Annotated in this window: 22 protein-coding genes and 1 riboswitch; of the genes, 9 read left to right on the top strand and 13 right to left on the bottom strand. The window is 47.0% G+C overall.

The window, feature by feature from the left end; translation table 11 throughout:
• Window positions 1-197 precede the first annotated feature (197 nt).
• From spoVT to dtd, 6 genes are all read right to left on the bottom strand, one after another.
• Window positions 198-746, bottom strand: coding sequence for a stage V sporulation protein T (gene spoVT, locus HNQ56_RS01970; RefSeq protein ID WP_429142231.1), 549 nt, complete (start codon window positions 744-746; stop codon window positions 198-200).
• Window positions 747-887: 141 nt separating this feature from the next.
• Window positions 888-2,600 carry a S8 family peptidase gene (locus HNQ56_RS01965; protein WP_429142229.1) on the bottom strand — a complete coding sequence of 571 codons (1,713 nt, stop codon included), beginning with the start codon at window positions 2,598-2,600 and terminating at the stop codon, window positions 888-890.
• A 38-nt stretch (window positions 2,601-2,638) separates the two neighbouring features.
• On the bottom strand, window positions 2,639-4,351 hold the full coding sequence (locus HNQ56_RS01960; RefSeq protein WP_429142228.1) for a S8 family peptidase: 1,713 nt from the start codon (window positions 4,349-4,351) through the stop codon (window positions 2,639-2,641).
• A gap of 219 nt (window positions 4,352-4,570) precedes the next feature.
• On the bottom strand, window positions 4,571-5,797 hold the full coding sequence (locus HNQ56_RS01955) for an ABC transporter permease subunit (RefSeq protein WP_429142226.1): 1,227 nt from the start codon (window positions 5,795-5,797) through the stop codon (window positions 4,571-4,573).
• 4 nt (window positions 5,798-5,801) lie between these two features.
• Window positions 5,802-6,578, bottom strand: a complete 777-nt coding sequence (locus tag HNQ56_RS01950; RefSeq protein WP_429142224.1) for an ABC transporter ATP-binding protein — start codon at window positions 6,576-6,578, stop codon at window positions 5,802-5,804.
• A gap of 150 nt (window positions 6,579-6,728) precedes the next feature.
• Window positions 6,729-7,178 (bottom strand): D-aminoacyl-tRNA deacylase, encoded by a 450-nt coding sequence (gene dtd / locus HNQ56_RS01945; protein ID WP_429142222.1) that lies wholly within the window; start codon window positions 7,176-7,178, stop codon window positions 6,729-6,731.
• 300 nt (window positions 7,179-7,478) lie between these two features.
• Between dtd and HNQ56_RS01940 the strand changes: the two genes are divergently transcribed.
• Window positions 7,479-8,168, top strand: a complete 690-nt coding sequence (locus HNQ56_RS01940) for a phosphatase PAP2 family protein (protein ID WP_429142220.1) — start codon at window positions 7,479-7,481, stop codon at window positions 8,166-8,168.
• Between the two features lie 81 nt (window positions 8,169-8,249).
• On the opposite strand, the gene HNQ56_RS01935 is transcribed toward HNQ56_RS01940, so the two are convergent.
• The 3 genes from HNQ56_RS01935 to HNQ56_RS01925 all read right to left on the bottom strand — a co-directional run bounded on the left by HNQ56_RS01935 (window position 8,250) and on the right by HNQ56_RS01925 (window position 11,824).
• Window positions 8,250-8,924 carry an ECF transporter S component gene (locus HNQ56_RS01935; protein ID WP_429142218.1) on the bottom strand — a complete coding sequence of 225 codons (675 nt, stop codon included), beginning with the start codon at window positions 8,922-8,924 and terminating at the stop codon, window positions 8,250-8,252.
• 120 nt (window positions 8,925-9,044) lie between these two features.
• A riboswitch (FMN riboswitch) is annotated at window positions 9,045-9,177 on the bottom strand.
• A 116-nt stretch (window positions 9,178-9,293) separates the two neighbouring features.
• Complete coding sequence (locus HNQ56_RS01930; protein WP_429142216.1) at window positions 9,294-11,081, bottom strand: cache domain-containing sensor histidine kinase; 1,788 nt, start codon at window positions 11,079-11,081, stop codon at window positions 9,294-9,296.
• The gene (locus HNQ56_RS01925) at window positions 11,078-11,824 is read right to left on the bottom strand and encodes a response regulator transcription factor (RefSeq protein ID WP_429142214.1); all 747 of its coding nucleotides are present in this window, start codon (window positions 11,822-11,824) and stop codon (window positions 11,078-11,080) included. Before HNQ56_RS01925 ends, HNQ56_RS01930 begins: the two co-directional genes overlap by 4 nt.
• A gap of 192 nt (window positions 11,825-12,016) precedes the next feature.
• On the opposite strand from HNQ56_RS01925, the gene HNQ56_RS01920 reads away from it, so the two are divergent.
• The 6 genes from HNQ56_RS01920 to HNQ56_RS01895 all read left to right on the top strand — a co-directional run bounded on the left by HNQ56_RS01920 (window position 12,017) and on the right by HNQ56_RS01895 (window position 18,906).
• Entirely contained in the window at window positions 12,017-13,399 is a 1,383-nt protein-coding gene (locus HNQ56_RS01920) for an ABC transporter substrate-binding protein (protein WP_429142212.1), read from the top strand.
• A gap of 74 nt (window positions 13,400-13,473) precedes the next feature.
• Window positions 13,474-14,349 carry a carbohydrate ABC transporter permease gene (locus tag HNQ56_RS01915; RefSeq protein ID WP_429142210.1) on the top strand — a complete coding sequence of 292 codons (876 nt, stop codon included), beginning with the start codon at window positions 13,474-13,476 and terminating at the stop codon, window positions 14,347-14,349.
• Window positions 14,346-15,182: a carbohydrate ABC transporter permease gene (locus HNQ56_RS01910; protein WP_429142208.1), complete on the top strand. Its 837-nt coding sequence runs from the start codon at window positions 14,346-14,348 to the stop codon at window positions 15,180-15,182. Before HNQ56_RS01915 ends, HNQ56_RS01910 begins: the two co-directional genes overlap by 4 nt.
• A gap of 27 nt (window positions 15,183-15,209) precedes the next feature.
• Window positions 15,210-16,724: an FAD-dependent oxidoreductase gene (locus tag HNQ56_RS01905; RefSeq protein WP_429142206.1), complete on the top strand. Its 1,515-nt coding sequence runs from the start codon at window positions 15,210-15,212 to the stop codon at window positions 16,722-16,724.
• A 130-nt stretch (window positions 16,725-16,854) separates the two neighbouring features.
• The gene (locus HNQ56_RS01900) at window positions 16,855-17,832 is read left to right on the top strand and encodes an FAD-dependent oxidoreductase (RefSeq protein ID WP_429142204.1); all 978 of its coding nucleotides are present in this window, start codon (window positions 16,855-16,857) and stop codon (window positions 17,830-17,832) included.
• Between the two features lie 21 nt (window positions 17,833-17,853).
• The gene (locus tag HNQ56_RS01895; RefSeq protein ID WP_429142202.1) at window positions 17,854-18,906 is read left to right on the top strand and encodes a glycoside hydrolase family 88/105 protein; all 1,053 of its coding nucleotides are present in this window, start codon (window positions 17,854-17,856) and stop codon (window positions 18,904-18,906) included.
• A gap of 182 nt (window positions 18,907-19,088) precedes the next feature.
• On the opposite strand, the gene HNQ56_RS01890 is transcribed toward HNQ56_RS01895, so the two are convergent.
• The 3 genes from HNQ56_RS01890 to HNQ56_RS01880 form a co-directional block, all read right to left on the bottom strand.
• Window positions 19,089-21,542, bottom strand: a complete 2,454-nt coding sequence (locus HNQ56_RS01890) for a Tex family protein (protein ID WP_429142200.1) — start codon at window positions 21,540-21,542, stop codon at window positions 19,089-19,091.
• A gap of 11 nt (window positions 21,543-21,553) precedes the next feature.
• Window positions 21,554-21,706 (bottom strand): hypothetical protein, encoded by a 153-nt coding sequence (locus HNQ56_RS01885; RefSeq protein ID WP_429142198.1) that lies wholly within the window; start codon window positions 21,704-21,706, stop codon window positions 21,554-21,556.
• Window positions 21,707-21,971: 265 nt separating this feature from the next.
• Window positions 21,972-23,126, bottom strand: a complete 1,155-nt coding sequence (locus HNQ56_RS01880) for a Gfo/Idh/MocA family protein (protein WP_429142196.1) — start codon at window positions 23,124-23,126, stop codon at window positions 21,972-21,974.
• 145 nt (window positions 23,127-23,271) lie between these two features.
• Between HNQ56_RS01880 and HNQ56_RS01875 the strand changes: the two genes are divergently transcribed.
• Window positions 23,272-24,054, top strand: coding sequence for an AraC family transcriptional regulator (locus HNQ56_RS01875; protein WP_429142194.1), 783 nt, complete (start codon window positions 23,272-23,274; stop codon window positions 24,052-24,054).
• Between the two features lie 250 nt (window positions 24,055-24,304).
• The gene (locus HNQ56_RS01870) at window positions 24,305-24,646 is read left to right on the top strand and encodes a hypothetical protein (RefSeq protein ID WP_429142192.1); all 342 of its coding nucleotides are present in this window, start codon (window positions 24,305-24,307) and stop codon (window positions 24,644-24,646) included.
• Window positions 24,647-24,792: 146 nt separating this feature from the next.
• On the opposite strand, the gene HNQ56_RS01865 is transcribed toward HNQ56_RS01870, so the two are convergent.
• Window positions 24,793-26,007, bottom strand: a complete 1,215-nt coding sequence (locus HNQ56_RS01865; protein WP_429142191.1) for an aspartate kinase — start codon at window positions 26,005-26,007, stop codon at window positions 24,793-24,795.
• Window positions 26,008-26,028: the final 21 nt, after the last annotated feature.

Below are 26,028 nucleotides of genomic sequence, written 5' to 3'. Positions count from 1 at the left end.
TAATGTCTATCGACATTATACCCATAATACCCATAAAAATGCAATAAGTGCCGAATATTTTGAGCAAAAATTATAGGGAAGCCGCGCTTCCCCACAATCTCAGTGCTTTTATCCTGCGTTGCATGCAACGTAGATGTTGCCCGCAACGGATACGCTGCCGGCAGCGTATCCCTTTGTCTTCTCTATTCTTTCGGCAACTACTGCTCCATCTGCCGTCCCAGGAAATTGGCGGCTGTTGCAGCCAGCTTAATTTCAAGATCCCCGAATTTTATCTTTGCCTCCTTGGTAAGGAAAATTACGGAACCAATGGCATCCCCCTCGCTGATGATGGGGATGATCGCCTGATAAGCAAATTCAGAATCATCATCATTCATAATGTGAATGTAGTTTTTCTCATCCTTGGACGCTACTACGGTTTCCCTCTCATTGATCGCTTCTTCCAGATCATGGCTGATACTCTTGGTAAGCAGATCCTTCTTCGTGGTTCCTGCCACGGCAATAAACTGATCCTTATCCGTAATGACAACAATATGCCCCGTCGTCTGTGCCAGCGCATCCGCATACTGCTTGGCAAACTGCCCCAGCTCACCAATGGGCGAATATTTCTTTAAGATAATCTCCCCTTCACGATCTGTAAAGATTTCCAGAGGATCGCCTTCACGAATTCTTAAGGTGCGGCGGATTTCCTTCGGAACCACGACGCGTCCAAGGTCATCTATTCTTCTTACAATACCCGTTGCTTTCATATATGATCTTCCTCCATCTTACATGATTTTCTTCTACAGAAAATATAATCGTAATTAACCGTTATATTTCTATCTGCTACTATTGTTTGTAAAATGGGAAAGTTTATACATTTAAATTAAATATTAATTTTAATACGTCGGCTACGGGCTGATCCGCAGCATGTTGTAGGTATTAAAAAGATCGATCATCCCATAGCCCCAGTCCCGGTTGGGATAGGACAGATTGCTGCTCCGTCTGGCTCCCCGGATTAAAAAGTTTTTAATCACGACGGTGTCCATATTCGGCAGATTTCCCTGCACCACCCCCCATTCCAGCACAAGAGCCGCAATTCCCGCCGCATGGGCCGATGCCACTCCGGTTCCGGTATAATTCGTAAACCCCCCGTCCAGATCCGGAGCCGCATAATTTACCCCCGGCGCAGCCAGCTCCGGCTTAATTACATTGGACCTGGTATATCCCCTGCCCGCATTGACATAGAGGGTTCCGGTAATAGAATTATACGCCGTAACCGTGAGGGGTGTTGTTGACGTGCCGGGATCAAGGAGGGTGGTATAGATATCCGGCTGAATAAAATAAGTTTCAGTAGAAATCATATCCCCCATAGGCAGCCATATATGAAAGCTGCCGGGCAGCCCTCCCTGACCGTATACCGTAAAGCGCCAGATTCCCGGCACCGCATTCCGAAATCGGATCAGAATGAACTGATCCCCGGTCCGGGTCTCCACCGTCTGATATTCCACATAGATAACCGTCTCCTCAAAAATAAAGGAAACCTCCCTCCTCACCCTCAGACTGGGGGGAATTCTCGGAATATATTCCCCGGCCGGGGAACGGATATCAATGCTGTAAATCCCCGGCGCATCTCCCCACAGCTCCATGGAGAATGCCCTGTCCGCTTCTCCGATATTCAGCTCCACCGTAGTGGTCTGACTCACCGGATCAATGGTACCCCGGAAATGCCTCCCCCGGTTTCCTTCATTCCCCACCGCAATAGCAATGGACGTGTTGGGGAAATCCGCAAAAAGAGACAGCAGGGAGCCCAGGGAGGAATAACCGTCATGGGGCCCCTGGGATGTCCCTATGCCAAGACAGATGGAAATGGGACGATTAAGCTCCCTTGCCACCTGTACACAGTATTGGACCCCCCACATAATAGAATTCTCCTGATAGCAGACAACTCCGTCGGGAATTGCATAAAACTCCCGCAGATATTCCTTTGCCGGCATTAATTTTACGACAACAAGCTCGGCATCCGGCGCAACCCCCGCAAATCTTGCAGTCGGATTCTCCGTTCCGACCGCAACACCTGCAAGCATGGTTCCGTGCCCATTCTCATCCGTACTGGGCACTATCTCTAACGGATTTTCCGACTGAAGGGCCTGATTAATCTGCACCCTGCGATATTCCGTGCCAAACCCCGTATCAAAAGGAAAATCCGGGCTCTGTACCGTCTGATCCCAGATGGCCTCAACCTTGGTGCTTCCGTCCTCTTTTTGGAATACCGGAAGCGTATAATCAATTCCCGTATCTATAATTCCGATCAGAACCCCTTCTCCCCGAAGATTAAATCCAGGGTAATTCCTCAGTTCTGTTACCGTGGAGGCCTCCAGTGCAGCCTCGCTGGCCAATCCGCATAAATAGGGCGTGATGGAAAAGCCGTACGCTCCAACCCCGCGGCCTTCCAGCTGGGCTACCGGAATATACAGAACGGCATAAATTTCATTCATAATTTGAACTGCAGCATTAGGAATTTGCTGCAAAGCCTGCGGATTATTAAAATGATTGACAATCAGATCCGCATAGTCTTCACTGACAATCCTGGCTCTCTCCTCCTCCGTCATATGACACCTCACAGTTTCCTCTTCCCAATTTTATCGCCTTCCCAAAAGCACTATACCACGATTCCCGTACGCAGACTGTCAAATACATTGAAAACGTCCAAAATACCATAACCCCAGTCCCGGTTGGGATAATGGATATCGGCATCTCTCCGGGCCCCTCTCATTACCAGCTTCTTGAATTCAACCGTACTCATTCCCGGCAAATTGCCCTGGACAATGCCCCATTCCAGCACCATGGCCGCCACTCCTGTCGTATGGGCCGCCGAGGTACTGGTGCCGCTGTAGCTGCTAAAGCCCTGTTCCAGGTTGGGTCCGGTGATATCCACCCCCGGGGCGGCAATATTGGGCTTAATGACATCGCTCCTGGTATATCCCCGGCTGGCATTCGGATAGAGACTGTCATCCTCATCATTATACGCTGTCACGGTAATGGGTATTTCTCCATTTCCGGTGGACAGAATCGTCACATAGGGATCCGAGTTCAGAAAAAAAGTATCCGAAGAGATAAAATTGGCCATGGGCAGCCAGATATTGAAGCCCAGATGCATATCCCCCCGCTCATATACATTAAACCGCCAGATTCCTGAGGTCGGGTTGCGAAAACGAACCAGAATCAACTGATCTCCGCTCTGTTCCTCCACCATCTGATAGTCCACATAAAGAACGGTCTCCTCGAAGATAAAGGAAATCTCCCGGTTTTCATCCATGCCAACGGCTATTCTGGGAATGTATTCGCCGGAAGGGGAACGTATATCTATGGAAAAAACACTGGGGGAATCTCCCCATAGCTCCATGGAAAATCCACTCTCGTTTTCTCCCACGTTAAGCTCCACCGTATCATAGCCGGTAGCGGTGTTGACCATACCGGAGTAATGCCGCCTTCCATTCCCTTCATTACCCGCGGCAATCACCAGAACCACCCCTGGTGAAGTGGCCACCAGAGAGAAATAATTGCTAAGAATTCCCGAGCCGTCATGTCCACCCTGGGAGGAGCCCAGAGCCATACATATGGCAATCGGCCGCCCCAGCTGGTACGCCGTACGCAGCAAATATTCCATTGCAAATAAAATATCATTCTCCTGAAAACACAGAGCCGATTCAGGAATCATAAAAAAGTTCTTAAGATATTGCTTTGCCGGTTTTACCTTAACTACAACAAATTCGGCTCCCGGCACAACTCCTGAGAAATTGCCTGCCGGGCCGCCTGTATTCACCGGATTTCCTCCGGCAATTCCTGCCACCATGGTTCCATGGCCGCTCTCATCCATGCTAGGAACAATCCCCAACGGATTTTCGCTCTGCAAAGCCTCATTAATCTGCTCCCTGGTATATTCCGTCCCATAGGAACGTCCCTGGGGAGTAGGGCCCGTCTGAATCGTCTGATCCCAAATGGAAACGATCCTGGTTGTATTGTCGGCGTACTGGAAGATCGGGTTCGTATAGTCAATTCCCGTATCGATAAAGCCCAGCAGCACTCCCGTTCCCAAGAGATTAAAATTCGGAATGTTTCTAATTCTGAGTATGCCGGATGCCTCCAAGCTCTCAATGCTGATGGTGCCATACAGCCTGGGCATGACGGAATATCCCCAGTCCCGAATAATTTGATTGGTAACCAGTGATACCGGAATATGCACCACTGCATGGAGAAAATTAACAATCTCAATATAGGCATTGGGAAAAGACCTTAATATATTCTCGTCACCACTGTATTCCACCAGCAAATCCGCAAAATCTTCACTTACAATCGGATTAACCCTATTCATCATGCCTCCTGCCGCCTTCCCTGCTCACTGCGCCAATCAGGGCTTACCGCCCTTACGCCTGCCGCACCGGCATAAAACTCTACTAATAATATATATAGAAAGAAAGAAAATTATGATTCATAACAACCTGAGAGAAGGGAAAAGCGGCTGCCCTCTACCGGATATACCGTGAGAGGCAGCCGCCCTTCCCTTCTCTATTCTGTCTGCTCTTTTCGTTAATTACGCATTAAACATAATCTTCTCGCTGTTAAATGCCTTTGTGATTAAAAATGTAATAACAGCTGCCAAAGCCGCAACCGTTGCCACCGTAACACCAAACTGTGCAAAGGTCAGTTCTCCCATCAGCAAATTCTGTATACTTACGGCGCTGTTGTAAACCGGGATTAAGAAGCTGGTCAGCTTACTGTCTCCTTTTCCCATATAAGTCATTATGCTTCCCAGAACAACTAAAATATAAGCCGGCATAACATAGGTATTGGCTTCCTTGGAGTTTTTCGCCAGGATGGCAATCAAGGCAACCACGGCCACATAGAGATACACCACAGCGATCATAATCACCAGAAGCATAAGAATCTCAACCGGAGTAAAACTCAATCCCATCCCCTCCAGGGCCCCGTCGGTAATGCCATTCATCAGGAGGGGCATTGCGGCAACAATGGACACCACATACACTGCCGCTGATATGCTGGACAGGATTGCCAGTGAGATCAATTTACCCAGTACAATCTCTCCCCGCTTGATGGGAGATACCAGCATACTGGACATGGTTCCGCGCTCCTTCTCCCCGGTAATTGCATCCACGCCAAGTCCCATGGCTCCGGCGAAAAGCATCATATTGATCAGGAAAGGCACCATCATCCCCAGCATACGCCCGTTCTGCTTCTTCTCGTCTACAATAACGGAGCTGGAGGGGTCCCTGTCGATATAGAAGACCTGAAGCTGTTCCAGATTGCCCAGGCGCTGCTCCAGCTTCACCTGCTGATAAACATTTAATACGCTGCCCACAAAATTCTCCCTGGCTGCACTGGAGTAATCCTCTGCCGTATTATAAAAGGTCTTGACCTCCGGGATGGGATCGCCCGCCGCCTGATAGGAATGAAGCATGTCTGTAAAGCCTTCTTCAAATACCACTAACAGATCAATGCTGCCATTCAGAATCCCGTCCTTAATATGATCTGTTTTCTCGGATGCTTCCAGATATTTTATATCGGCCCGGTATCCGACGGCAGTGATGCTGTCCTCCAGATCCTCCGGCGCATTTTGTATATATACGGAAGGTACGTGCTCCTCAATATCATTCATCATATTGCTCAGCAGCGTTCCCATAATGGAATACATACCAACCATCATAATAGCCGGCATAATGAAAAGGCTGAAGATCAGCTTCTTATCATGAAATACTCTGGACAATTCCTTTTTTATTATGTTTTTTGTTCCGTTCATCATGATATTACACCTCCTCCTTATTATGCTTTTTATATAGTTCGAAGAAGGCATCCTCTAATTCTTCGGTTCCTGTCTCTTCCAGGATACCCTCCAATGTTCCCTCCATCACCTTCACGCCATTGATAATAATACCGATCCGGTCACAAAGCTTCTCCGCCTCCGACATGATATGAGTGGATATAATGACGGTCTTGCCTTCTTCCTTGAGCTGTTTCAGATAATCGGTTACGCTCCTGGCTGTAACAATGTCCAGGCCGGTGGTAGGTTCGTCAAAAATCACCACTTCCGGGTCATGAACCAGACTGACGGCAATGGATGCCTTCTGCTTCATGCCGGTGGACAGCTCATCAATCTTCTTATCCGCAAAATCCGTAATGCCGAAATACCGGAATAATTGCTCCCTGCGTTCATTGATGGTCTTATCATCCTGATCATGCAGTCTTCCAAAAAAATCAAACATATACTTCGGAGAAAACTGGGGATCCAGCTTGATCTCATTGGTCAAAAAGCAGATGCTCTTCCTGACCTTCTCTCCTTCCTTCACCGTATCATAGCCGCATACCTTGACCTCACCCTGGGTGGGCTTCAGTAAAGTTGCGATGGTACGAAGCGCCGTTGTCTTACCTGCGCCATTGGGTCCCAGCAACCCGTAGATCTCGCCGGGCCTGGCTTCCAATGAAAGCTTATCCAGTGCCTTTTTCATGTTCTTCTTCGTCTTAAGCTCCTGCATCTGTTTCTTGTTCAGCTTATAGACCTTTGTCAAATCCTTTACAATGATCATTTACTCCCTCGCCTTTCTTGTGAAGATTTGATTACCCACATAATCCCAGATACCGATATTAATTATACTGGATTTTGAATAAATAAACAAATAGGATTTCATTAAAATCACATTAAAAACCGCAGACCGGTTTGTGACCTTCAAAAACTTTTACTGTACCAGTTTTTCATCCAGCACAATGGTGAACGGCCCGTCATTCACCAGGGACACCTTCATATCCCCGCCGAACTCACCTGCCTCCACCTTACCCAGACGATTTTTAATACTCTCCAGCACATACAGATAAAGCTCCTCCGCTTTTGCCGCTCCCGCTGCATGAATGAAGTCCGGACGGTTCCCCTTTCTGCATTCCGCATACAGTGTAAACTGGGACACTACCAGGACCTCTCCCCGGACATCCTGCAGGGACAGGTTGGTCTTCCCCTTCTCATCCGCAAAGATCCTAAGCTTCAAAATCTTGTCGATATATTTATCTGCGATCTCTCTGGAGTCCTCCGCACCTACCCCTAATAAGATCAGAAATCCTTTTCCGATGGAACCCGTGCAGCGCCCTTCCACTGTTACACTGGCTTCCAATACTCTTTGAATTACGACTCTCATGCCTTGCTCCTCTCTCCCGGCCTTCCCTGTTCCCTATGGAAAGGGACATGCCTTTCACACTTCCATCATTATATTCCCAGTTCCAATAAAATGCAATCTACAAAGTGAAGAGTGCGTCGGCATTGCTGACCGAACTATCATTTCCTAAGATATTCTTAAGAAAAAAGTAAATTTAAGTATATTGTTTCCCCCGGCATTCTGTGCTATAATTTACAGAGCTTGATGACAAGGGTACGGGTCCTCCGGGAGCACTGTGCAAAAGCCCGGTTCCCTCTTATCCACAAGAAAGGTTGATTCAATATGAAAATGCTGAAGGCAGTCAGGAACTTTATTATAAAATACCGTCACGGATGGATTCTCTCCTATTTTTTCATTTATATGGTATGGTTTACCTACCTGGAGCGGACAGTGACCACAAAATTCAATCCGGTCTATTCCAAATTCGACAGGCTCATCCCTTTTAATGAGGTATTCATTCTGCCGTATTTACTGTGGTTTCTCTACATTGCCGCAACCATACTCTACTTTTTATTTACCTCAAAGACGGACTTTTATAAGGTTTGCGCCTTCCTTTTCTCCGGTATGACAATCTGCCTGATTATCTATACCGTGTGGCCCAATGGTCACTATCTGAGGGTGAACCTGGACACTCTGGGACGGAGCAATATATTTATTGATATGCTGGCCTCCATTTACTCCATGGACACGGCGACAAATGTATTTCCCAGTATCCATACCTTCAACTCCATCGGAGCCATGTTTGCCATCAATCAGAGTGAGAAGCTTCGTAATATCAAATGGATACAGTTTTCCGCCCTTATATTAACCATACTGATCTGCTTATCCACCGTGTTCCTGAAGCAGCATTCCGTGCTGGATCTCTTCGGAGGTATCGTGCTCAGCGCTATCCTGTATGCGGTAGTATACGCTCCTAACCGGCTGAAGAATCCCTCAAAGTCAAAGCAGGAGCTGTTTAAATTCTTTAATTAGAACAGGAAAATGTTATTATAAAAGGTCCGGGATTTGATCCCGGACCTTTTTTCATTTTATAACAATCCGCCGTTATACCTGTTAATTCAGCAGTTTTCCCCGCAGCATACGGTAGGTATAGTAACCGATGACAGAGATATAAATCCCCTTGAAAATATTGAATGGGGTGATGCCCAAAAGGATCAGGCTAGCCAAATCCTGTACTGCCGGCACACTGCCGGCAGCTATCCCCACAATGACATCCATTCCTCCCAGAACCTTAGCATATAACGGAAGCATTACATAATAATTCAACAGTGCACCGGCAGCAGTCATGGCTACCGTACTAATGCCAAACATGAGAAACAAATAAAGCGCTCTCCCGGATCTCTCTCTGCCCGTCTCTACGGCCGCCTTATGGACTTCCGCTTTCCGCTTTCCACCCATGTGGAGCCGGTACAGCAATCCGGCCGGGATGATGTAGGCGCTGCTGATCAGGAAATTCGCCAGCTCTCCCACCATACCTGTGGTAGAGGCGGTAATTGCTTTGATTAAGTTCTTAACCAGCTCAACGATCACACCGGCAAAGGGTCCGTAAGTCAATGCGGCAATCAATGCCGGAATATTGCTGAATTCCACTTCCAGAAACCCAAGAGGCTTAAAGGGAAGATGGATCAGCATCAATACATAGGCCAGTGCTGATAAGAGGCTGATGGTTACCATCTGCTTCGTGGAAAATAGGGATTTACTTTGATTCATCATCGTATTTGCTTTCATTTTGTTCTCTCCTTTTTTAATACAAAGGAAAAATTCCTGGCGGTGCAGAACAGATCTTAAAAAAAATGCCCTCAATTTTAAATAGATTAAAATTGGGGCATAGAAAATCGATCCTATTCTGCTTCTCTTCTCACATCCAGACTTTACTGTCGGTTTTGGAATTGCACCAAATCAATCCTTGATGATAAGATATCATCCAAGAGTCGCGGACTATACCGCCGGTCGGGAATTTCACCCTGCCCCGAAGAATTTACCTTTATTTATTTTTACAGCACTATCATACAACAGACTTTGCTTTCTGTCAATATCCTATCGGCCGAAATTTCACCGCAGCTATAACTATTCGGTTACCGTTCAGAGGGGGCATAGCTATTCGTGAAAGCGGAAGGACACTATGGTTCCTGCCCCCTTCTTACTGGATATCTTAATGGCCGCCTCCTCTCCATAGGTGAGTATCAGACGCAGATTTGTGTTATAAATACCGATATGAGCGGTCTGATCAATATTTCTGTTATGGAGGCTGCTCCGAATCTCTGCCAGCTGCCGGGAATCAATTCCGATTCCGTTATCTATGATATACACCCGGATATCGTCCCTGCTTTTGAATATTTTAATCTTGACCAGTCCCCTTCGCGGCAATTCCTTAATGCCGTGATGGAGGCTGTTCTCCAGCAGGGGCTGGAGCAGCAGATGGATCACCTTCTCCTTCAGCACGCTGTCATCATAATCCCAATACAGGATAAATGGATTTTCATACCGGAACTTTTGAATTTCCGCATAGGCCTTACAGATGGCGATCTCATCCCGGATTTCCACTCTCTTCAAGGTGTTTTCCAGAGAGTACTTCAGAATATCCGAAAGATTGTGTGTCAGCTTGCTGGCATTGTTTTCTATGGGCTTTAAACGCAGTATTTCCATATCAATGGTCTGGAGGGTATTAAAAATAAAATGAGGGCTTAATTGGAGCTGCAGCGCCGCCAGCTGGGCATCCTTCTGCTTCACCTGTGCCTGGGCCAGATTCAGCTGCAATATATTGCTGGAGATAAAAGTCTGTACAATATTATTGAATATCACATCATATTCATTTTTTGTATTCAGCCGGAGCATCTCTTTATAATTATCTCCCCTCTCTGCTATAGAGAACAGATCCAGCAGATTCTGCAGCTGTCTGAATTTCTTATTTGTTACGACCCAGCTTAAGCTGATACTCAGCAGTATGCTGAAGATAAACATAATGGAAAAGGTCAGCAGGGTGGAGTTCATGGTTTTGAACACTGCGGAATTGGGAATAAGGGAGAGAATCTGAAGATCATAATCAGGAATTGGGGAGGTGAAATAAAAATAGTCCACCCCCTGTACCTTCATACTGTAAAAGGCAGGCTTAGAATCAGAATGCTTTAATTTCACGTTATGGAAGGTATCATTATAATAATCTAAATTCTCGATTCCCGTGCTTCCGAATAAGATGTTGTTCTGGCTGTCAGTAATCAGGGTAAAGGAGTCTTCATAGATCTGATTGGAGGAAAGCATATTAGAAAGCTTTGCATAATCCAGATTGATTACCATAATCCCCCGAAAGGATTCCAGCCTCCGGAATATGGATACCGTCTCCTTGGCTGTCTCAAAGGAAAAATATCTTACCTTTCTCCGGGTAATCCACTGCTGCGTCTCTAAATGAGTATTCTGGCAGATGGAAAGCCAGTCCTTATCCATACTATCGGGAGAATTAATATTAGTGAACTCCTTGACGTTACTGAAGAAATTACCATAAGGATTATCAAAATAAATATAAATAGAATCCACATATTCGTTAAGGCTGGCACCGGTGCTGATAATGGAAAATATGGTATTCTTATAGACATTGCTTTTATAGTCCATTGATTCCCTGTTTAAAAGCTTGGAGACGGCCAGTGAAAGGGAAGGCTTGGAGGAAAACAGGGCGGTCTCTTCCGAAAATACCGTCAGGACAGAATTCACGTTATACAGAATATTAATTCTGGACTGATCCGCATAGGAAGATAGTTCCTCCTGCAGCTGATGCCTGTAGTAAATGATCAGGGAGGTGCCCAGTATGACAATTGGAAAGGTAAAATACAAAAGATACACTATTAAATTTCTAAAAAAATATTTTTTCTGTACCCTGCTATGTTTTTTCACGGAAGCTGTCCGCCTCTCTCCCGGTATTCCTTGGGGGATATATTGTAATAATTCCGAAAGGTACGGGAAAAGTTCTTCGGACTGTCATATCCGATTTCATCCGAGATCTCATATATTTTATTTCCGGTATTGCTTAACAGAACACAGGCCCGCTCCATCCTTTTTTGTAACAGATATTCTGAAAAAGAGCACCCGGTACGGCTCTTAAATAGGCGGGACAGATAACTGCTGCTCAGATGTGCTGTCATAGCGGCTTCCTCCAGAGTGGCGGTGCTCAGATTCTCCATGAGGTAGGCCTTTACCGTATGAATAATCCGTTCATAATACTGATTGGGGTGAATCTCCTGAAATGCGGCAGGTATCTGCCGGTTTAACTCGTCCCTCAGCTTTAAGAAGGCAATCATTAATGCAGGATATTTGATTGGCTTTACCAGGAAGTCCCTTACATTATAGCGCAGGGCCTGCTGTGCATAGGTGAAATCACGGTACCCTGAGATCAGGATCACATTAATCAAGGGATAATTTTCAGAGATAAGCCGGGACAGCTCAAGACCATCCACCAGAGGCATGCGTACATCCGTCAGGACAGCACAGGTATCCTGATGGCTCTTCAGGTATTGCCAGGCAGAGCTTCCGTTAGAAAAATCAGCCACGACGGAAAAGCCTGTTTCGTTCCATGGGAATAAATGAACAAGCCCGCTGCGGATATTTTCATCATCTTCCACTATAATCAACGAATACATAGGGTATCTCATCCTTTCAATGAAGCATAATGTCATATAATGATACCTTTGTGCTGATACTAACATAGCATGAAGACATTTGTCAATACGGCGGGCTTTTTCTGCTCCGCATATAATGCTACAATCTCAACAGGTGAAGGACATTCATAAAACAGAATGAACTCTACCGGAAAAATATGAGGAGGTAAGGAAATGAAGAAAGTATTAAGTATCATTGTAAGCTTCATTATGGTCTTTTCGTTAACTGCGTGCAGCAACAGCACGGAGCAAAAAAAGGGCCAGGCAGACAAGGATCCCGCCGGTGTAACCGCGAAGGCGGAGCAGCCCACGGCTGCGGCAGAGGATATCCAGCCAGAGGAACCGGTAACGCTGCGTTTTTCCTGGTGGGGCGGCGATGCCAGGCATGAAGCAACCCTGGAAGCAATCAAGCTATATCAACAGGAACACCCCAATGTAACCATTGAGCCTGAATATTCCAGCTTTGACGGTTATTATGAAAAGCTGGTTACCCAACTATCTTCGGGCAATGCACCGGATTTTTTCCAGGTGGATCAGGGCTGGGTTGCGGAATTGTACGCCAGAGGAGATTCCTTTGCCAATATGTCACAGTACTCCAGCCTGATTGATCTCTCCGCGATCCAGGAGTCCTTAATGGAGGATTATTGCACCATTAACGACGAAGTGGTAGTTCTTCCCCTGGGCTATAATGGTACGGTGTTTCTCTATAACAAAACCTTATTGGCCGACTGGTGCGACGAAAGCGGTAACTTGAAAATAAATTCCTGGAATGATTTTATTCAAGTTGGAGAGGAATTGCATGAGAAGGATCCGGAGACTTATCTTACTACATCCTTTACTGACGGTTACCTGCGCTATATTTTGAAACCCATGCTGGAGCAAATCACAAATAAGATTGATATACAGGATGATTTTACCCTTGGCTTTACAGATGAGCAGATGACCGACGCATTCTCCCGCTTTATGGAAATTTTTGATAAACAGATTTCCCAGCCCTATGACGAAGCTGTGGTTTACACCACGATGCAGAACAATCCTTTATGGCTGAACGGTAAAATCGGCGGAATCTTCCTGTTCTTCTCCAATATTGATACTGAAATTGCCGGATTGGATTATGAATACGGTGTCGCACCCATTCCGATGTTTGAAGAAGCCTCGATTTCAGGGCAGGAGTGCTGCCCGTCACTGATGGTTGCCATTAATAAGAACACCGATCAGAAACAGCAGCAGGCAGCGGCAGAATTCATTGACTGGTTCCTGAACAGCAAGGATGCCTCCCTGATTCTGAATACGGTTCGTGGTGTGCCCGGAAGCGTTCCGGCATTGGATGCCTTAAATAGCAATCATGTGCTGAGCAGTCTCATGTCGCAGGCCATTGATATTTCTAACAAAACTATTTCCTTAAAGAACGGGGCCTATGAGATGAACTCTTCCATTAAATCCGTATATGTAGATTATATGGAAAAGGTGATTTATGGGATAGTCCCTGCAGCGGATGCCGCAAAGGATATGCGGGAGGATCTGCTGGCCGTATTGGGAACGTTGAAGGAAAGATAAAACATAGACTAGTGAAATAGAAATCCAGGTCCTATGTCCCATAAGACTTGGATTTCTATTAAGGAGAGATGAGCATGCGCAAAAAAGACGAATACCTGGGATATCTCTACATTGTACCATGGCTGTTGGGATTTCTGGTATTAACCTTATATCCCTTTGTAATTTCATTTTTTTACTCCCTGACGGATTATGATGTATTCCGTATCAAATTTGTGGGACTGGATAACTACATTCGTATCTTTACAAAAGATAAAATGTTCTGGAACTCCTTGTCAAAAACCATATTATATACCGTTGTTTCCGTTCCTCTCAAACTTAGTACCGCCTTGCTGGTTGCTGTTATTCTCAACAAGCTGAAGCGCGGAAGAAGTGTTTTCTATACCATATTCTATCTTCCCTCCATATTGGGCTCCAGTGTAGCTCTGGCGATTTTATGGAAATATATCTTTAAAAATGACGGTCTGATCAACCTTTTGCTTCATGCCATCGGAGTGAACGGAGCCAACTGGATCGGAAATCCGAAGCTGGTCCTATACGTCATGATGCTGCTTCCCCTTTGGCAAATGGGGGCGCCGATGGTATTGTTTTTGGCTGCACTGAAAAATGTCCCTTCGGATGTAATAGAAGCCGCCCGGATCGATGGTGCACCTCCGGTGAAGATTTTCTTTAAGATAACCTTCCCTCTTATTTCACCGATTGTTTTCTTTAATTTAATTATGCAGACCATTGAAATTATTCAGATATTTACGCCGGCTTATTTAATTACGAAGGGAGGACCTGTAAAGCAGACCTATTTATATTCATTATATCTGTATGATACCGCATTCCGTGATTCACAGATGGGATATGCCAGCTCGCTGTCGTGGATACTATTTATCATTATCATTACATTTACTCTGGCGTTTTTTGGTTTTTCTAAAAAATGGGTCTTCTATGGTGATGAGACATGAAAACAAAAATAAATAAGTTTAATACCTATCTTTTTGTAACATTACTGGCTGTGATCATCGGCTATCCCATCCTATGGCTGTTTTTGGCCGCCTTTAAGGAGAATGCCGAGATCTTCACCTCTGCAAAGCTGCTTCCTGTGCATTTTACTTTAGACGGCTTCCGGAACGGCTGGCGCTCAACCGCGGCAGTTCCCTTTTCCACCTTTTTAAAAAACTCCTGTATTATGGTATTTCCTACGGCTGCATTAACTGTGTGCTCTGCCTGCATCGTTGCATACGGCTTCTCGAGGTTTGATTTCAAAGGAAGGAAGCTTCTCTTCACACTGATGATTTCGACTATGATGCTGCCCAATACGGTAATTATGATCCCCAGATACCTGCTGTTTCATAAGCTGGATTTACTGAACAGCTATGCACCCTTTTATGTTATGTCAGCCCTGGCTACCAATCCGTTTTTTACTTATCTGCTGATTCAGTTCTTTCGGGGAATACCTGCCGAGTTGGATGAAGCAGCTTATATGGACGGAGCCGGAAGGTGGAAGATATTGACGCACATCATTCTGCCGCTATCGAAAGCGCCTATGATATCGGCAGCCCTGTTTCAGATTGTCTGGACCTGGAATGATTTCTTTAATCCTCTGCTCTATATTGACCGGGTCAAGAATTATCCGGTATCGCTGGGTCTAAGACTGGCCATCGATGCGGATTCTGCAGTTAACTGGAACAGTATTATTGCCATGTCCTGTGTCAGCCTGCTGCCCATCATTATTATATTCCTGTTTATGCAAAAATATTTTGTTCAGGGTGTTGCTACTACCGGATTAAAAAGTTAAGCCGCTATGCGGCAGAGGGAGGTTAGAATGAAAGAAGTAAAAACAATTGCCGAGATTGATGTACTGGTATGCGGGGGAGGCTGCGCAGGCTGTGCGGCAGCTCTTGCCGCAGCAAAAACAGGTGCGAAAACCATGCTACTGGAACGAAACGGTTTTCTTGGCGGAATTGCCAGCTCCAGTATGATTTCCAACATTTATAATCATTTCGTAGCCAAGGATGGAAGGCTGGTAATGAAGGGGCTTGGCCTGGAGCTCATGGACCGGTTGATTCAAAGGAATGCGGCAACTCCGAAATGGCAGTTCCCGGATGGAAGGCTGGTTCATGATCCGGAACAGATGAAGCTGGTTTTTGATGAAATGATGGAGGATTATGGGGTACAGGTGTTGTTTCATACTATGGCACTGGCGCCCTATGTCATCGATAAAACCCTGGCGGGAGTGTATGTGAACACTCCTGATGGAGTTGCTTTTATCAGAGCAAAGCAGGTAATCGATACCACCGGTGAGTGTGATATGGCATGGAAGGCAGAAGCACCCACAAGATATGCCAGCGGAATGGCGACCCTTACCTTTAAATTCGCCAATGTGAAGCTTGAAAAGCTGTATGAACATTTCAAAAGGCATCCGGAAACCTTCCCCATCGGAATTGATGCCATGAAGAATTTTGAGGAATTTGAGGAGGTATGGCTTAACCGTGATGTTCTGTACTTTCCCCACTCCGGCGGGGAGGATTGGAACCTGTTCCAGGATGCCATTGGGAACGGGACCTTCCAAAAGGAAATCGGGGATATCTTCTCCATGGATTCCTGCTGCATCATTGGAATGAAGGGCTCGGATACCGCGGTAATCAATTCCCAGATGTGGAGAATCCCTTCCCTGGATCCCTATGTCCTGTCGGATGCCGAAGCCAGAGCCCATGACGCGGTATATTATGTGGCAGACTTTATGATCAGGAACATCCCCGGCTTTGAGGATGCCTACGTGGCTCAGATCTCGGATGAGCTGGCCCTTCGGGTAAGCAGAGGAATTATTGGTGACGAGACCTTTGATAAGGATGAGCACACCGTCCACGACAGGTTAATCTCCAATGATCCTACGGCCAACGGTACGGATATTGAATACAATATCCTGCGCAACCTCACAGACGATCCCAAATATGCAAAATCCCAGTCAATGGAAGAGAAAAACATTCATACAGATGATGTAATCGCCTGCAGACCGAGACAAATGAACTTTAAGCTAACCGGTGAATTTGTAAGTAATGATACTGTGGATATTCCCTTTGGCGTCATGCTTCCTCTGGATATCGAGAATCTTCTGGTTGCCAGCGGCAAGAGCGTATCGGCAGTTCCCCAGACAATGCTGCGTTATCAGTCGGCAGGCATGGCCCTGGGACAGGCCGCCGGAGTAGCCGCCGCCCTTGCTTCAAAGGAAGGCCTCATTGTACGTCAGGTAAATATCCGTGAGATTCAAAAAGAGCTTCTCCGTCAGGATGTCTATCTGGGTGATGAAGACAGACTTAAGGCGCTTATGAAGGAATAACGGAGGTTGTTTGTGAACACATTACGGTTCAGCCTGTGGGTGCAGCCGGGCATGGTGCTCCCTCACACACAGGATGGATGACATATAGCTGACGAGAAGCTGCTCCGTTGAAGCAGCAGATGGAGGTAGAATGAAGCCGATTCAGATTCATAATTGTGATGTACTTGTGGTTGGAGCCAGCCTGGAGGGCTGTATGGCCGCGGTCACAGCAGGAAACAGGAAAAAAGAAGTTCTTTTGATCGAAGCCAGCGGCTCCTTGGGACAAGCGGCCACAAATGGTCTGTATATTCATCTTTCTAAACAAGAAATAGTGGATGAAGAGGCCTTAAAATATGCAGAGCATATTCTGGAAAAGTCCCAGGATACAAAAAACAGTGACAAGGAGATTTATCACGACCAGAAATTAAAAATTGTACTAAAACAGCTTCTGGATCAGGCCGGTGTCCAGGTCTTGACCCATGTATTCCCGGAGGAACCGGTTTTTGACGGGGAAAGACTGGCAGGGCTTCGCCTTAATACAAAAAACGGCTCTATAGAAGCCAGGGCAGATGTAATAATTGATGCAACGGATAAAATGGAGGCTGGCGGTGCAGCCGGCTTACGCTTTGAAGCTCTTAACCCGAGAGTTAGAACGAATGTCAAGTTTAATCAGATATCTACGGAGGCGATCCGCAATGCGGCAGCCAAGGATTTTTTAATGGAAGGAAACGGATTCCTTATAGGGAAGCTGGCTTATGAGCTTGGTGCAGCATTGCAGGGTATCCAGATGTCCGCTTCAGACATGTGCTTTTGTCACAATGCTGATTACGGGGAGTTGATTGTCAATGGTCTTACAGCCGATTTAGGCGAGATTACACCATTTGCTCTCTCCCGCGCCCAATCAGGCCTGCGCCGGTTCGCCTATGAGCTTCGGGATGATTTCAAGCGTCGGCTGAAGGGCTTTGAGAAGGCGAATATTATACAGGTCGCCCCAAGACTGGATTGCTATGGATTACGCCGGGCTGCGGGAAATCCTTATGATAACCTGATCCTATTAAATGACGGCACAGAGGCTTATAGCAATCACAGGGCGATTGAGCTTGGGGTGAAGATGGGCCGCCTGATATAGAAGAGCACCAAGGAGGACGATATGAATAAGCTTGAATTTGATAAAGACGAGGTAGAAAGTGCCATTGACCGGATGGTAAAGAGAACGGCAGAAATGGATCTGACCTGGGATTGGCCCTGCGGTGTGGCTTTCTACGGAATCAGTATAGCATATGAAAAAACGGGAAAGGAGGAGTATCTGAAGCTATTAAAGGACAGGGTAGACGAGCTCATCGAATTAGGCCTGCCCCCCACATGGACCGTCAATACCTGCGCCATGGGTTACAGTCTGATCACACTGTATGATGCCACCGGCAGCCAGGAATATATGGACATCTTAATGAGTAAAATCGAATTCCTGAGAAAGGATGCCCTCCGTTTCGGAGACGGTGTACTTCAGCATACTGTCTCATCCAAGAATGATTTTCCGGAGCAGTGCTGGGCAGATACTCTTTTCATGGCAGCATTCTTGCTGTTGAAGGTAGGGGTAAAGCTTCAGAAGCAGGACCTGGTCCTTGATGCCCTGAATCAATATTACTGGCATATTAAATACCTTCAGAACAGGAACAACGGCTTGTTTTATCATGCCTATAACAACATAATGCAAGATCATATGTCCGGCTTTCACTGGGGCAGAGCCAATGCCTGGGCCGCGTATACCATGGCACAGGTAGGGCTGGTGCTTCCGGAATGCTACCTTTATCCCTGTTATATGGACATCGCCGGTTCGTTAAATGAACAGCTGGCGGCACTGAAAAAGCTGCAGACCGGGGATGGACTTTGGAGAACTCTTTTAGATGATGAAGGTTCCTATGAGGAGGTTTCGGCCTCTGCCGGAATAGCTGCAGCGATGCTGCTGAAAGGAAATCCCCTTCATTTAAAATATATTAACGCGGCGATCCGGGGACTTCTTGCCAATGTCACTGAAGATGGCAGGGTAATGAATGTATCCGGAGGAACTGCGGTAATGAAGACCCGGGCAGATTACTGCAATATCAGCAGGGACTGGCCCCAGGGCTGGGGGCAGGGGCTGGCCTTGGCCTTCCTGTCAGAGCTTTTGGAATCCCGTGACAATGCCCGTGACGGAGCTTTATAACACACTTTGTTAATCAGTTATAGGAAAAGAACGGCTGTTCAACCAATCGATTCGATTCGTTGAATAGCCGTTCTTTCTACCAGCTATATTAAAGTTAAGACTATTCCCTGCCACCCACTTAACTCAATGTCAGTAATTAACCCTCTGAACGGCAACGCCATGATCACATTTCCTTCCGGAAATTAAAGCTTCATAGACAGCTGGATCCTCTTCTTTGCCACATCCACACCAATAACCTTTACATCCACAATATCTCCTACACTCACCACATCCAGGGGATGCTTCACAAATTTCTTATCTGAGAGCTGGGAGATATGAACCAGCCCGTCCTGATGCACTCCGATATCTACAAAGGCTCCGAAATCAATTACATTCCGTACCGTTCCCTTCAATACCATTCCTTCCGTGAGATCCTTTATTTCCAATACATCGGTGCGCAGAATCGGCCTGGGCATCTCGTCTCTCGGATCTCTTCCCGGCTTTTCCAGCTCCTTGAGGATATCCGTCAGGGTAATCTCACCAATGCCCAGCTCCTCCGCCAGCTTATGCTTATCCCGGATCTTCTTTCCGATGGTGACGGCCTCCCCGTCCTGAACGGAAGCAGCTTCTGCCGTATTCTGACCGGACGCTTCCGGCGCATTCCTGCGGGATGTTCCCTGCTTAATCGGCTCAGCCTGACCCACTGCTGCTGCCAATGCCTTTCCGAAGGCAGTATTCTGGGAGCGTACAACGATAGTATCCTTCCCTGCGCGTCCGGCTTTGCTCCCGTTCCCCGATTCGTCAGCCTCTCCCGCTCTGCCGCTTGTACCCGGTTTATCCGAATTCCTCTGCCCATCCGAAGTTCCTCCTTGACTGGAGCTCCTGGATGCCTTCTGCTTTCGCGCCTTGGCCTGAATTTCCTTTACATCGGCAAGGCTCAGCCCCAGTCTCTCAAGCAGCGCTTGGGTCGCCTTATAGGATTCCGGATGAACGCCTGTGGCGTCCAGGGGATTGTCCCCGTCCTGAATTCTCATAAAGCCCGCACACTGTTCAAAGGCCTTCGGCCCCAGCTTAGCCACCTTCAGAAGTTCTCTGCGGTCACGGAAACGGCCGTTGGCTTCCCGGTAGGCCACAATGTTTTTCGCAATTACCTTGCTAATTCCGGATACATGCTCCAGCAGGGATACAGATGCGGTATTCAGATCAACACCCACCCGGTTTACACAATCCTCAACCACGCCGGAGAGAACCTCTCCCAGCTTCTTCTGGTTCATGTCATGCTGATACTGTCCCACACCGATGGACTGGGGATCGATCTTCACCAGCTCCGCCAGGGGATCCTGAAGTCTCCGGGCAATAGAGGCCGCGCTTCTCTGCCCCACGTCAAAGTTAGGGAATTCCTCCGTCGCCAGCTTGCTTGCGGAATATACGGAGGCTCCGGCTTCATTTACAATAATATATTTTACCGGCTTATGAAGCTCCTTTAAAAGCTCTACGATCACCATCTCGGATTCTCTGGATGCGGTTCCGTTGCCCACGGAGATCAGAGAAATATTATATTTATCAATAAATCCCTTTACTACCCGTTTGGACTCCTCCACCTTATTCTGGGGCGCCGTTGGATAGATCACCGTGGTGTCCAGCACCTTTCCGGTACTATCCACAACCGCCAGCTTACAGCCGGTACGGAAGGCCGGATCCCAGCCCAACACTACCTGCCCTGTAATGGGAGGCTGCATCAGAAGCTGTACCAGATTCTTTCCGAATACCTTAATCGCTCCGTCCTCCGCCTTCTCGGTAAGATCATTTCTTATCTCCCGTTCGATAGCGGGAGCAATTAAACGCTTGTAGCTGTCCTCTATAGTCTTTCTTAATATCTCACCGGTGAAGGAATTCTCTTTTATGATTACCTTTTTCTCAAGATAACGCAGAATACGCTCCTCCGGTGCGACAACCTTTACCGTGAGAATCTTCTCATTCTCTCCCCGGTTAATGGCAAGGATTCTGTGCCCTGCCAGCTTCGCCAGGGCCTCCTCGAAATTATAATACATCTCATACACGGATTCCTGCTTCTCATTCTTGGCGGCTGCGGACAGGGTTCCTTCCTGCATAGTAATCTCCCGGATATAGCTGCGGTGCTCCGCTTCATCGGAAATATCCTCCGCTATAATATCCATGGCTCCGGCAATGGCTTCTTCCACCGCGTGAACCTCTTTTTCCTCTGAAAGGTATTCCTTTGCCGCCAGTTCTACCGGCTCCGCGGTCTCCTGGGCACGAATAAGGGCAGCCAGACCCTCCAGGCCCTTTTCCTTGGCTATGGTCGCCCTGGTTCGTCTCTTGGGACGGTAAGGGCGGTATAGATCCTCTACTACCACCAAGGTGGCCGCCGCCAGAATCTGTTCCTTCAGTTCCGGTGTCAGCTTACCCTGCTCCTCTATGCTGCCCAGCACCTGGGCTTTCTTTTCTTCCAGATTTCTCAGATACTGCAGCCTTTCGCTGAGATTTCTCAGCTGCTCGTCATCCAGGGAGCCGGTTACCTCCTTGCGGTATCTCGCAATAAAGGGAATGGTATTTCCTTCATCAATGAGCTTTACAGCAGCTTCCGCCTGCTCCAGGCGAATCCCCAGCTCATCCTTCAATTGGCTTAAAATATCCATTTAGTTACTCCTTATAACTTATTCTCAGTGCTATTCCTGTCTTGTGTATTATCCGAAATGTTATTTTTACCATTTTTAATCATACCATCCGCCCACCGGTAAATCAACTGAATTCGCTTAATTTCCCACAGAAAACGCATGAGAGCCATATCTGAATAATCCATATGGCTCCCTCTTTTTTCCAAAAATTATTTTTTCTAATATCTTTCATTTAATAATGCTTTATTCCGTTTCCTTTGCATTCTCTTATTTACTGTTGTTTCCCCATTGATATTACTGTTATACAACAATTATATCATATATCAAAAAAAGTGATGTATTATTTTTTATACATCAACTTTTTTTATGTGTTTGCCGTGACCAGCTTATTTTTACATTTTATTTTGCCGGCTCTTATTCGGGTCAGCGTCATAAGAATTGTTTGGAAGCTCAGCACTCCGGAATGACAATCTCTACCTCCCGTCCCGCCTGTGCGGACTTGAAGATGCCGTCAATGATTGCCTGGTTATAAATAATCTGTGAACTGGGTACCGGCGCTTCCGTGCCGTTCTTCAGCGCATCCAGGAAGGAACGGATCTTCAGGTCGAAGAGATCTGTTTTGGAAGGGATAATCGGGATCTCTGTCTGGGTCTGCTGCCCGCACACCTCTTGATACAGGATCATAGGGCCGCCTACACTGCCGTTCCAGCATTCGGTAGAGGGTATCCGCAGACCTCCCTCGGTTCCCAGGATAATGGTATCTCCAGGAGTATCCATGTTCATCGCCCATGCAATTCTGAAGTCCAGAATAATATCACCCTCTAAGCGCACAAATGCAGCGGCGAAATCATCTACCTGGAACTTCTTGGCATACTCCGGATGAGTAGGATAATAATCCGGTCTTGTGCCAAAGAAATTAGATTTATAACCGGATACCGTAAGAGGCTTCGGGTAACCCACCGCGTTCAGCACCATGTCCAGGGAATAGCATCCGATATCCCCCAGAGCCCCGATACCGGCTGTCTCATCCTCAATAAAGGAGGTTCCAAAGGGTGTGGGAATACCGCGCCTTCTGCCGCCGCCTGTCTGAATGTAATATACCTTCCCCAGCTTCCCGGACTCCACGATTCTTTTGATCATCTTCATGTTCTCGTCCAGTCTGGGCTGGAAGCCTATGCTCAGCACCTTGCCGCTCTCTTTTTCTGCTTTTCTGATCTCTGCCGCCTCATCCAAGGTAACACACATAGGCTTCTCCAGCAGCACATGAACACCCTTCTGCAGCGCATAGATTGCGCACTGCGCATGAGTTCTGTTATAAGTACAGACGCTGACAGCATCCAGTTCCAGTGCTTCATCATCCAACATCTCTTTATGGCTGGGATAGCATTTCACTTCCATATTAAACTTGCCAAAAAAAGCCTCTGCTTTGCCTTCCACCAGGTCGGCACCGGCTACCACTTCTACATCCGGCATATGCAGATAACTTTGCATATGTGCTTCTGCAATCCATCCTGTCCCGATAATACCCACCCGTACCTTTTGGGAACTATCCACCACCGTCTCTTCCTGCACCTCTTTAAACTTATCTAAAATATTCTCTGCCATGTCTCTTCTCCTCATTGATTAAGCCAATACCTGCTTCAAATAATCCAAACTTATTATTCTCTTTACATTCTACCTTATTTGTTTTATAATTCTAGCCGTAAGCATATGACTTTTGGCCATATATTGCGGTTTTGCGAGGTGACTTATGCTATATCAAATCGAGAAAAGAGCTCTCCCCATTACAACTAATGTTTTTCACGGGCTAAGCCCGCTTCCCCATATCCATACCCATCTGGAACTGATCTGGATGGCAGAGGGAACCAGTTGTGCCAACGTGGATAATAAAGAATTTTTGATGGAACAGGGCGATTTGTTCCTGGCCTTCCCAAATCAGATTCATTTCTACCAGGATACCACTTCTTTACAGGGCTATTTATTTATCTTTTCGCAGGATCTGTTTACGGATTTAAAGGAATTGTTCCAGAATAAAGTGCCTGTTTCCCCTATCATCAAGAACAGCCGCCTTCCCAAGGATACCGAAAAACGGCTGAAAAAGATCATGAAGAAAAACAATTCTGATTCCACCTTTGACAGAATCGCCGCCAAAGGCTATCTGCTGGCACTTATGGGTGAATTACTTCCCCTTATGTCTTTGATTCCTGCCCCCTCAGACCACGACAGCATTAAGAGCGTTCTGACCTACTGCTCTGAGAACTACACGGAACCACTGAGCCTGGAGATCATATCCAGAAATCTTCACCTAAACAAATATTATATCTCCCACATCTTCAAAGAGCGAATGAATATCGGCTTCACTGATTTTGTCAACAGCCTGAGAGTCGAACATGCCTGCAATCTGCTGGAAAGAGGCTGCAGTATCACTGAAATCGCCTTTTCCTCGGGTTTTTCCTCTATCCGCACCTTCAACCGTGTCTTTGCAAACACCGTGGGAATGACTCCCAGGGAGTATTTAAAGAGAAAAATATAATATCGGATCCTTATGCCGATATTAAATGATACGGTAATGGTAAGCATCACCTTTCCATCTATGGTCTGGTTTCAGGGTGCGGGAACTATTGACCGCTGAATAAAGCTGTATTATAATGAAAGCGTAGTGAGCATGATGCGAGCTGGCTCGTAATCATGCGATCGGAGCCGGAGATCATGAACCCGGTTTTAGTTCATGGTATAATAAAAGCGCAGTGAGATCCGTATTTGATTGCAAAGGAGGTGTTTCCATGATCGGAGGTATTTCTTATATATCCTATTCCTTTCCGGCTGCCGGTGTAAATCCCGTCAATGCCCCGGTTTCCGCAGTCAGCAGAGTCAGCCCCTTGCATCCGCCAGGAGAAAAGAACAGAATCTATGCAGAGCAGACCAGCCCTTCAGAATGCAAGACCTGTAAGGAACGCAAATATGTGGATGGTTCTAATGAGACAGACGTTTCTTTTAAGACCCCTGCCCATATTTCTCCCCAGGCTTCCTATGCAGCGGTAGCCGCCCATGAGCAGCAGCACGTCTCCAATGCCGCAGCCGAAGGCAGCTTCCTGCGGGGTATGAATTTTGATGCGGTAGCATAAACCGAATAACTATTGAGAATTGAGAAAAGCTGTCCGCGAAGCCGGGCAGCTCTTTTTACGCAACAAATGGCTCAAAAACCGAGCCATTTGCTGTTTGGACAAACCATATATTTTTCAATCACATCCGATTGGTCAGGATGCGTCCGTCAGACCTGGGATAAGGCGAACTTTTCATGCAGGGAATTCATTGCCTTTTCCACGTGAGCCACGTCAATCAGTACCGTTGCCCGGATTTCAGAGGTAGAGATCATCTTAATATTCACGCCCACATCATAGAGAGCCTCAAACATCTTGGCTGCCACTCCGGGATTGGAGAGCATTCCGGCACCCACGATGGATACCTTGGCAACCTCCCTCTCCACGTCGATCTTCTGGCACTTTAAGCTGCCTCCCCGATGCCTTTCAAGGGTTGCAACCGCCTCATCCAGGTCATCCTCCTTCACCGTGAAGCTGATGTCCTTGGTGCCGTCCCTTCCGACGGACTGAAGAATGATATCCACATTGACATTATGCCGGGCCAGATGATTGAATAATTTGAACGCCACTCCCGGCTGGTCTTCCAATCCGATTACCGCGATACGGGCCGTATTCTTATCACAGGCCACGCCGCTTACAAGCATTTTCTCCACTTTTACTACCTCCTTGACCACCGTGCCCTCCGAATAATTTAAACTGGAGCGGACCACCAGCTGTACCCCGAATTTTTTTGCCATTTCTACGGAGCGGTTATGCAGAACTCCCGCTCCAAGGGACGCCAGCTCCAGCATCTCATCATAGGTGATGGCGTTCAGCTTCCTCGCACTGGGAACAATCCTGGGATCTGCGGTGAACACACCGTCCACATCCGTATAAATCTCGCAGGCATCCGCATGCAGAGCCGCTGCCAGAGCCACCGCCGTGGTGTCGGAGCCGCCCCTGCCCAAGGTCGTATAATCATCGAATTTATTCACTCCCTGAAAGCCGGTAACGATAACCACCCTTTTGTTCTCCAGTTCATTCTCGATTCGTTCCGTATCAATCCGCTTCAGCCTTGCGTTGCCATATACACTGGTGGTATGCATGGCAACCTGGTAGGCGTTCAAGGATACGGCGGGCACTCCCAGACCGTCCAGCGCCATCGCCATCAGAGAGACGGAGACCTGTTCCCCGGTAACCAGGAGCATATCCAGCTCCCGCTTGGAAGCCCTGGGATTGATCTCCTTTGCCTGGGCCAGCAGAAGGTCCGTTGTCTTTCCCATGGCCGACAGAACAATTACCAGCTCATCGCCCCTTCTGTAATCCTCCGCGATTCTCCCGGCAACTCTCATGATTCGTTCCTTATCCCCGACACTGGTTCCGCCAAATTTCTTAACAATTAACATAGCTGCCTCCTAAATTTCCAG

Source organism: Anaerotaenia torta (assembly GCF_050433395.1).
Classification (GTDB): domain Bacteria; phylum Bacillota; class Clostridia; order Lachnospirales; family Lachnospiraceae; genus Mobilitalea; species Mobilitalea torta.
The sequence above is the reverse complement of the archived record's forward strand: the minus strand, read 5'-3'. Positions and strand labels throughout refer to the sequence as shown.

What these genes read in the sequence shown, in the direction of transcription:
- spoVT (WP_429142231.1), bottom strand. Translation starts at nt 746, where the DNA reads ATGAAAGCAACGGGTATTGTAAGAAGAATAGATGACCTTGGACGCGTC.
- HNQ56_RS01960 (WP_429142228.1), bottom strand. Translation starts at nt 4,351, where the DNA reads ATGAATAGGGTTAATCCGATTGTAAGTGAAGATTTTGCGGATTTGCTG.
- HNQ56_RS01955 (WP_429142226.1), bottom strand. Translation starts at nt 5,797, where the DNA reads ATGATGAACGGAACAAAAAACATAATAAAAAAGGAATTGTCCAGAGTA.
- HNQ56_RS01950 (WP_429142224.1), bottom strand. Translation starts at nt 6,578, where the DNA reads ATGATCATTGTAAAGGATTTGACAAAGGTCTATAAGCTGAACAAGAAA.
- dtd (WP_429142222.1), bottom strand. Translation starts at nt 7,178, where the DNA reads ATGAGAGTCGTAATTCAAAGAGTATTGGAAGCCAGTGTAACAGTGGAA.
- HNQ56_RS01940 (WP_429142220.1), top strand. Translation starts at nt 7,479, where the DNA reads ATGAAAATGCTGAAGGCAGTCAGGAACTTTATTATAAAATACCGTCAC.
- HNQ56_RS01935 (WP_429142218.1), bottom strand. Translation starts at nt 8,924, where the DNA reads ATGAAAGCAAATACGATGATGAATCAAAGTAAATCCCTATTTTCCACG.
- HNQ56_RS01925 (WP_429142214.1), bottom strand. Translation starts at nt 11,824, where the DNA reads ATGTATTCGTTGATTATAGTGGAAGATGATGAAAATATCCGCAGCGGG.
- HNQ56_RS01920 (WP_429142212.1), top strand. Translation starts at nt 12,017, where the DNA reads ATGAAGAAAGTATTAAGTATCATTGTAAGCTTCATTATGGTCTTTTCG.
- HNQ56_RS01915 (WP_429142210.1), top strand. Translation starts at nt 13,474, where the DNA reads ATGCGCAAAAAAGACGAATACCTGGGATATCTCTACATTGTACCATGG.
- HNQ56_RS01910 (WP_429142208.1), top strand. Translation starts at nt 14,346, where the DNA reads ATGAAAACAAAAATAAATAAGTTTAATACCTATCTTTTTGTAACATTA.
- HNQ56_RS01905 (WP_429142206.1), top strand. Translation starts at nt 15,210, where the DNA reads ATGAAAGAAGTAAAAACAATTGCCGAGATTGATGTACTGGTATGCGGG.
- HNQ56_RS01900 (WP_429142204.1), top strand. Translation starts at nt 16,855, where the DNA reads ATGAAGCCGATTCAGATTCATAATTGTGATGTACTTGTGGTTGGAGCC.
- HNQ56_RS01895 (WP_429142202.1), top strand. Translation starts at nt 17,854, where the DNA reads ATGAATAAGCTTGAATTTGATAAAGACGAGGTAGAAAGTGCCATTGAC.
- HNQ56_RS01890 (WP_429142200.1), bottom strand. Translation starts at nt 21,542, where the DNA reads ATGGATATTTTAAGCCAATTGAAGGATGAGCTGGGGATTCGCCTGGAG.
- HNQ56_RS01885 (WP_429142198.1), bottom strand. Translation starts at nt 21,706, where the DNA reads ATGGATTATTCAGATATGGCTCTCATGCGTTTTCTGTGGGAAATTAAG.
- HNQ56_RS01880 (WP_429142196.1), bottom strand. Translation starts at nt 23,126, where the DNA reads ATGGCAGAGAATATTTTAGATAAGTTTAAAGAGGTGCAGGAAGAGACG.
- HNQ56_RS01875 (WP_429142194.1), top strand. Translation starts at nt 23,272, where the DNA reads ATGCTATATCAAATCGAGAAAAGAGCTCTCCCCATTACAACTAATGTT.
- HNQ56_RS01870 (WP_429142192.1), top strand. Translation starts at nt 24,305, where the DNA reads ATGATCGGAGGTATTTCTTATATATCCTATTCCTTTCCGGCTGCCGGT.
- HNQ56_RS01865 (WP_429142191.1), bottom strand. Translation starts at nt 26,007, where the DNA reads ATGTTAATTGTTAAGAAATTTGGCGGAACCAGTGTCGGGGATAAGGAA.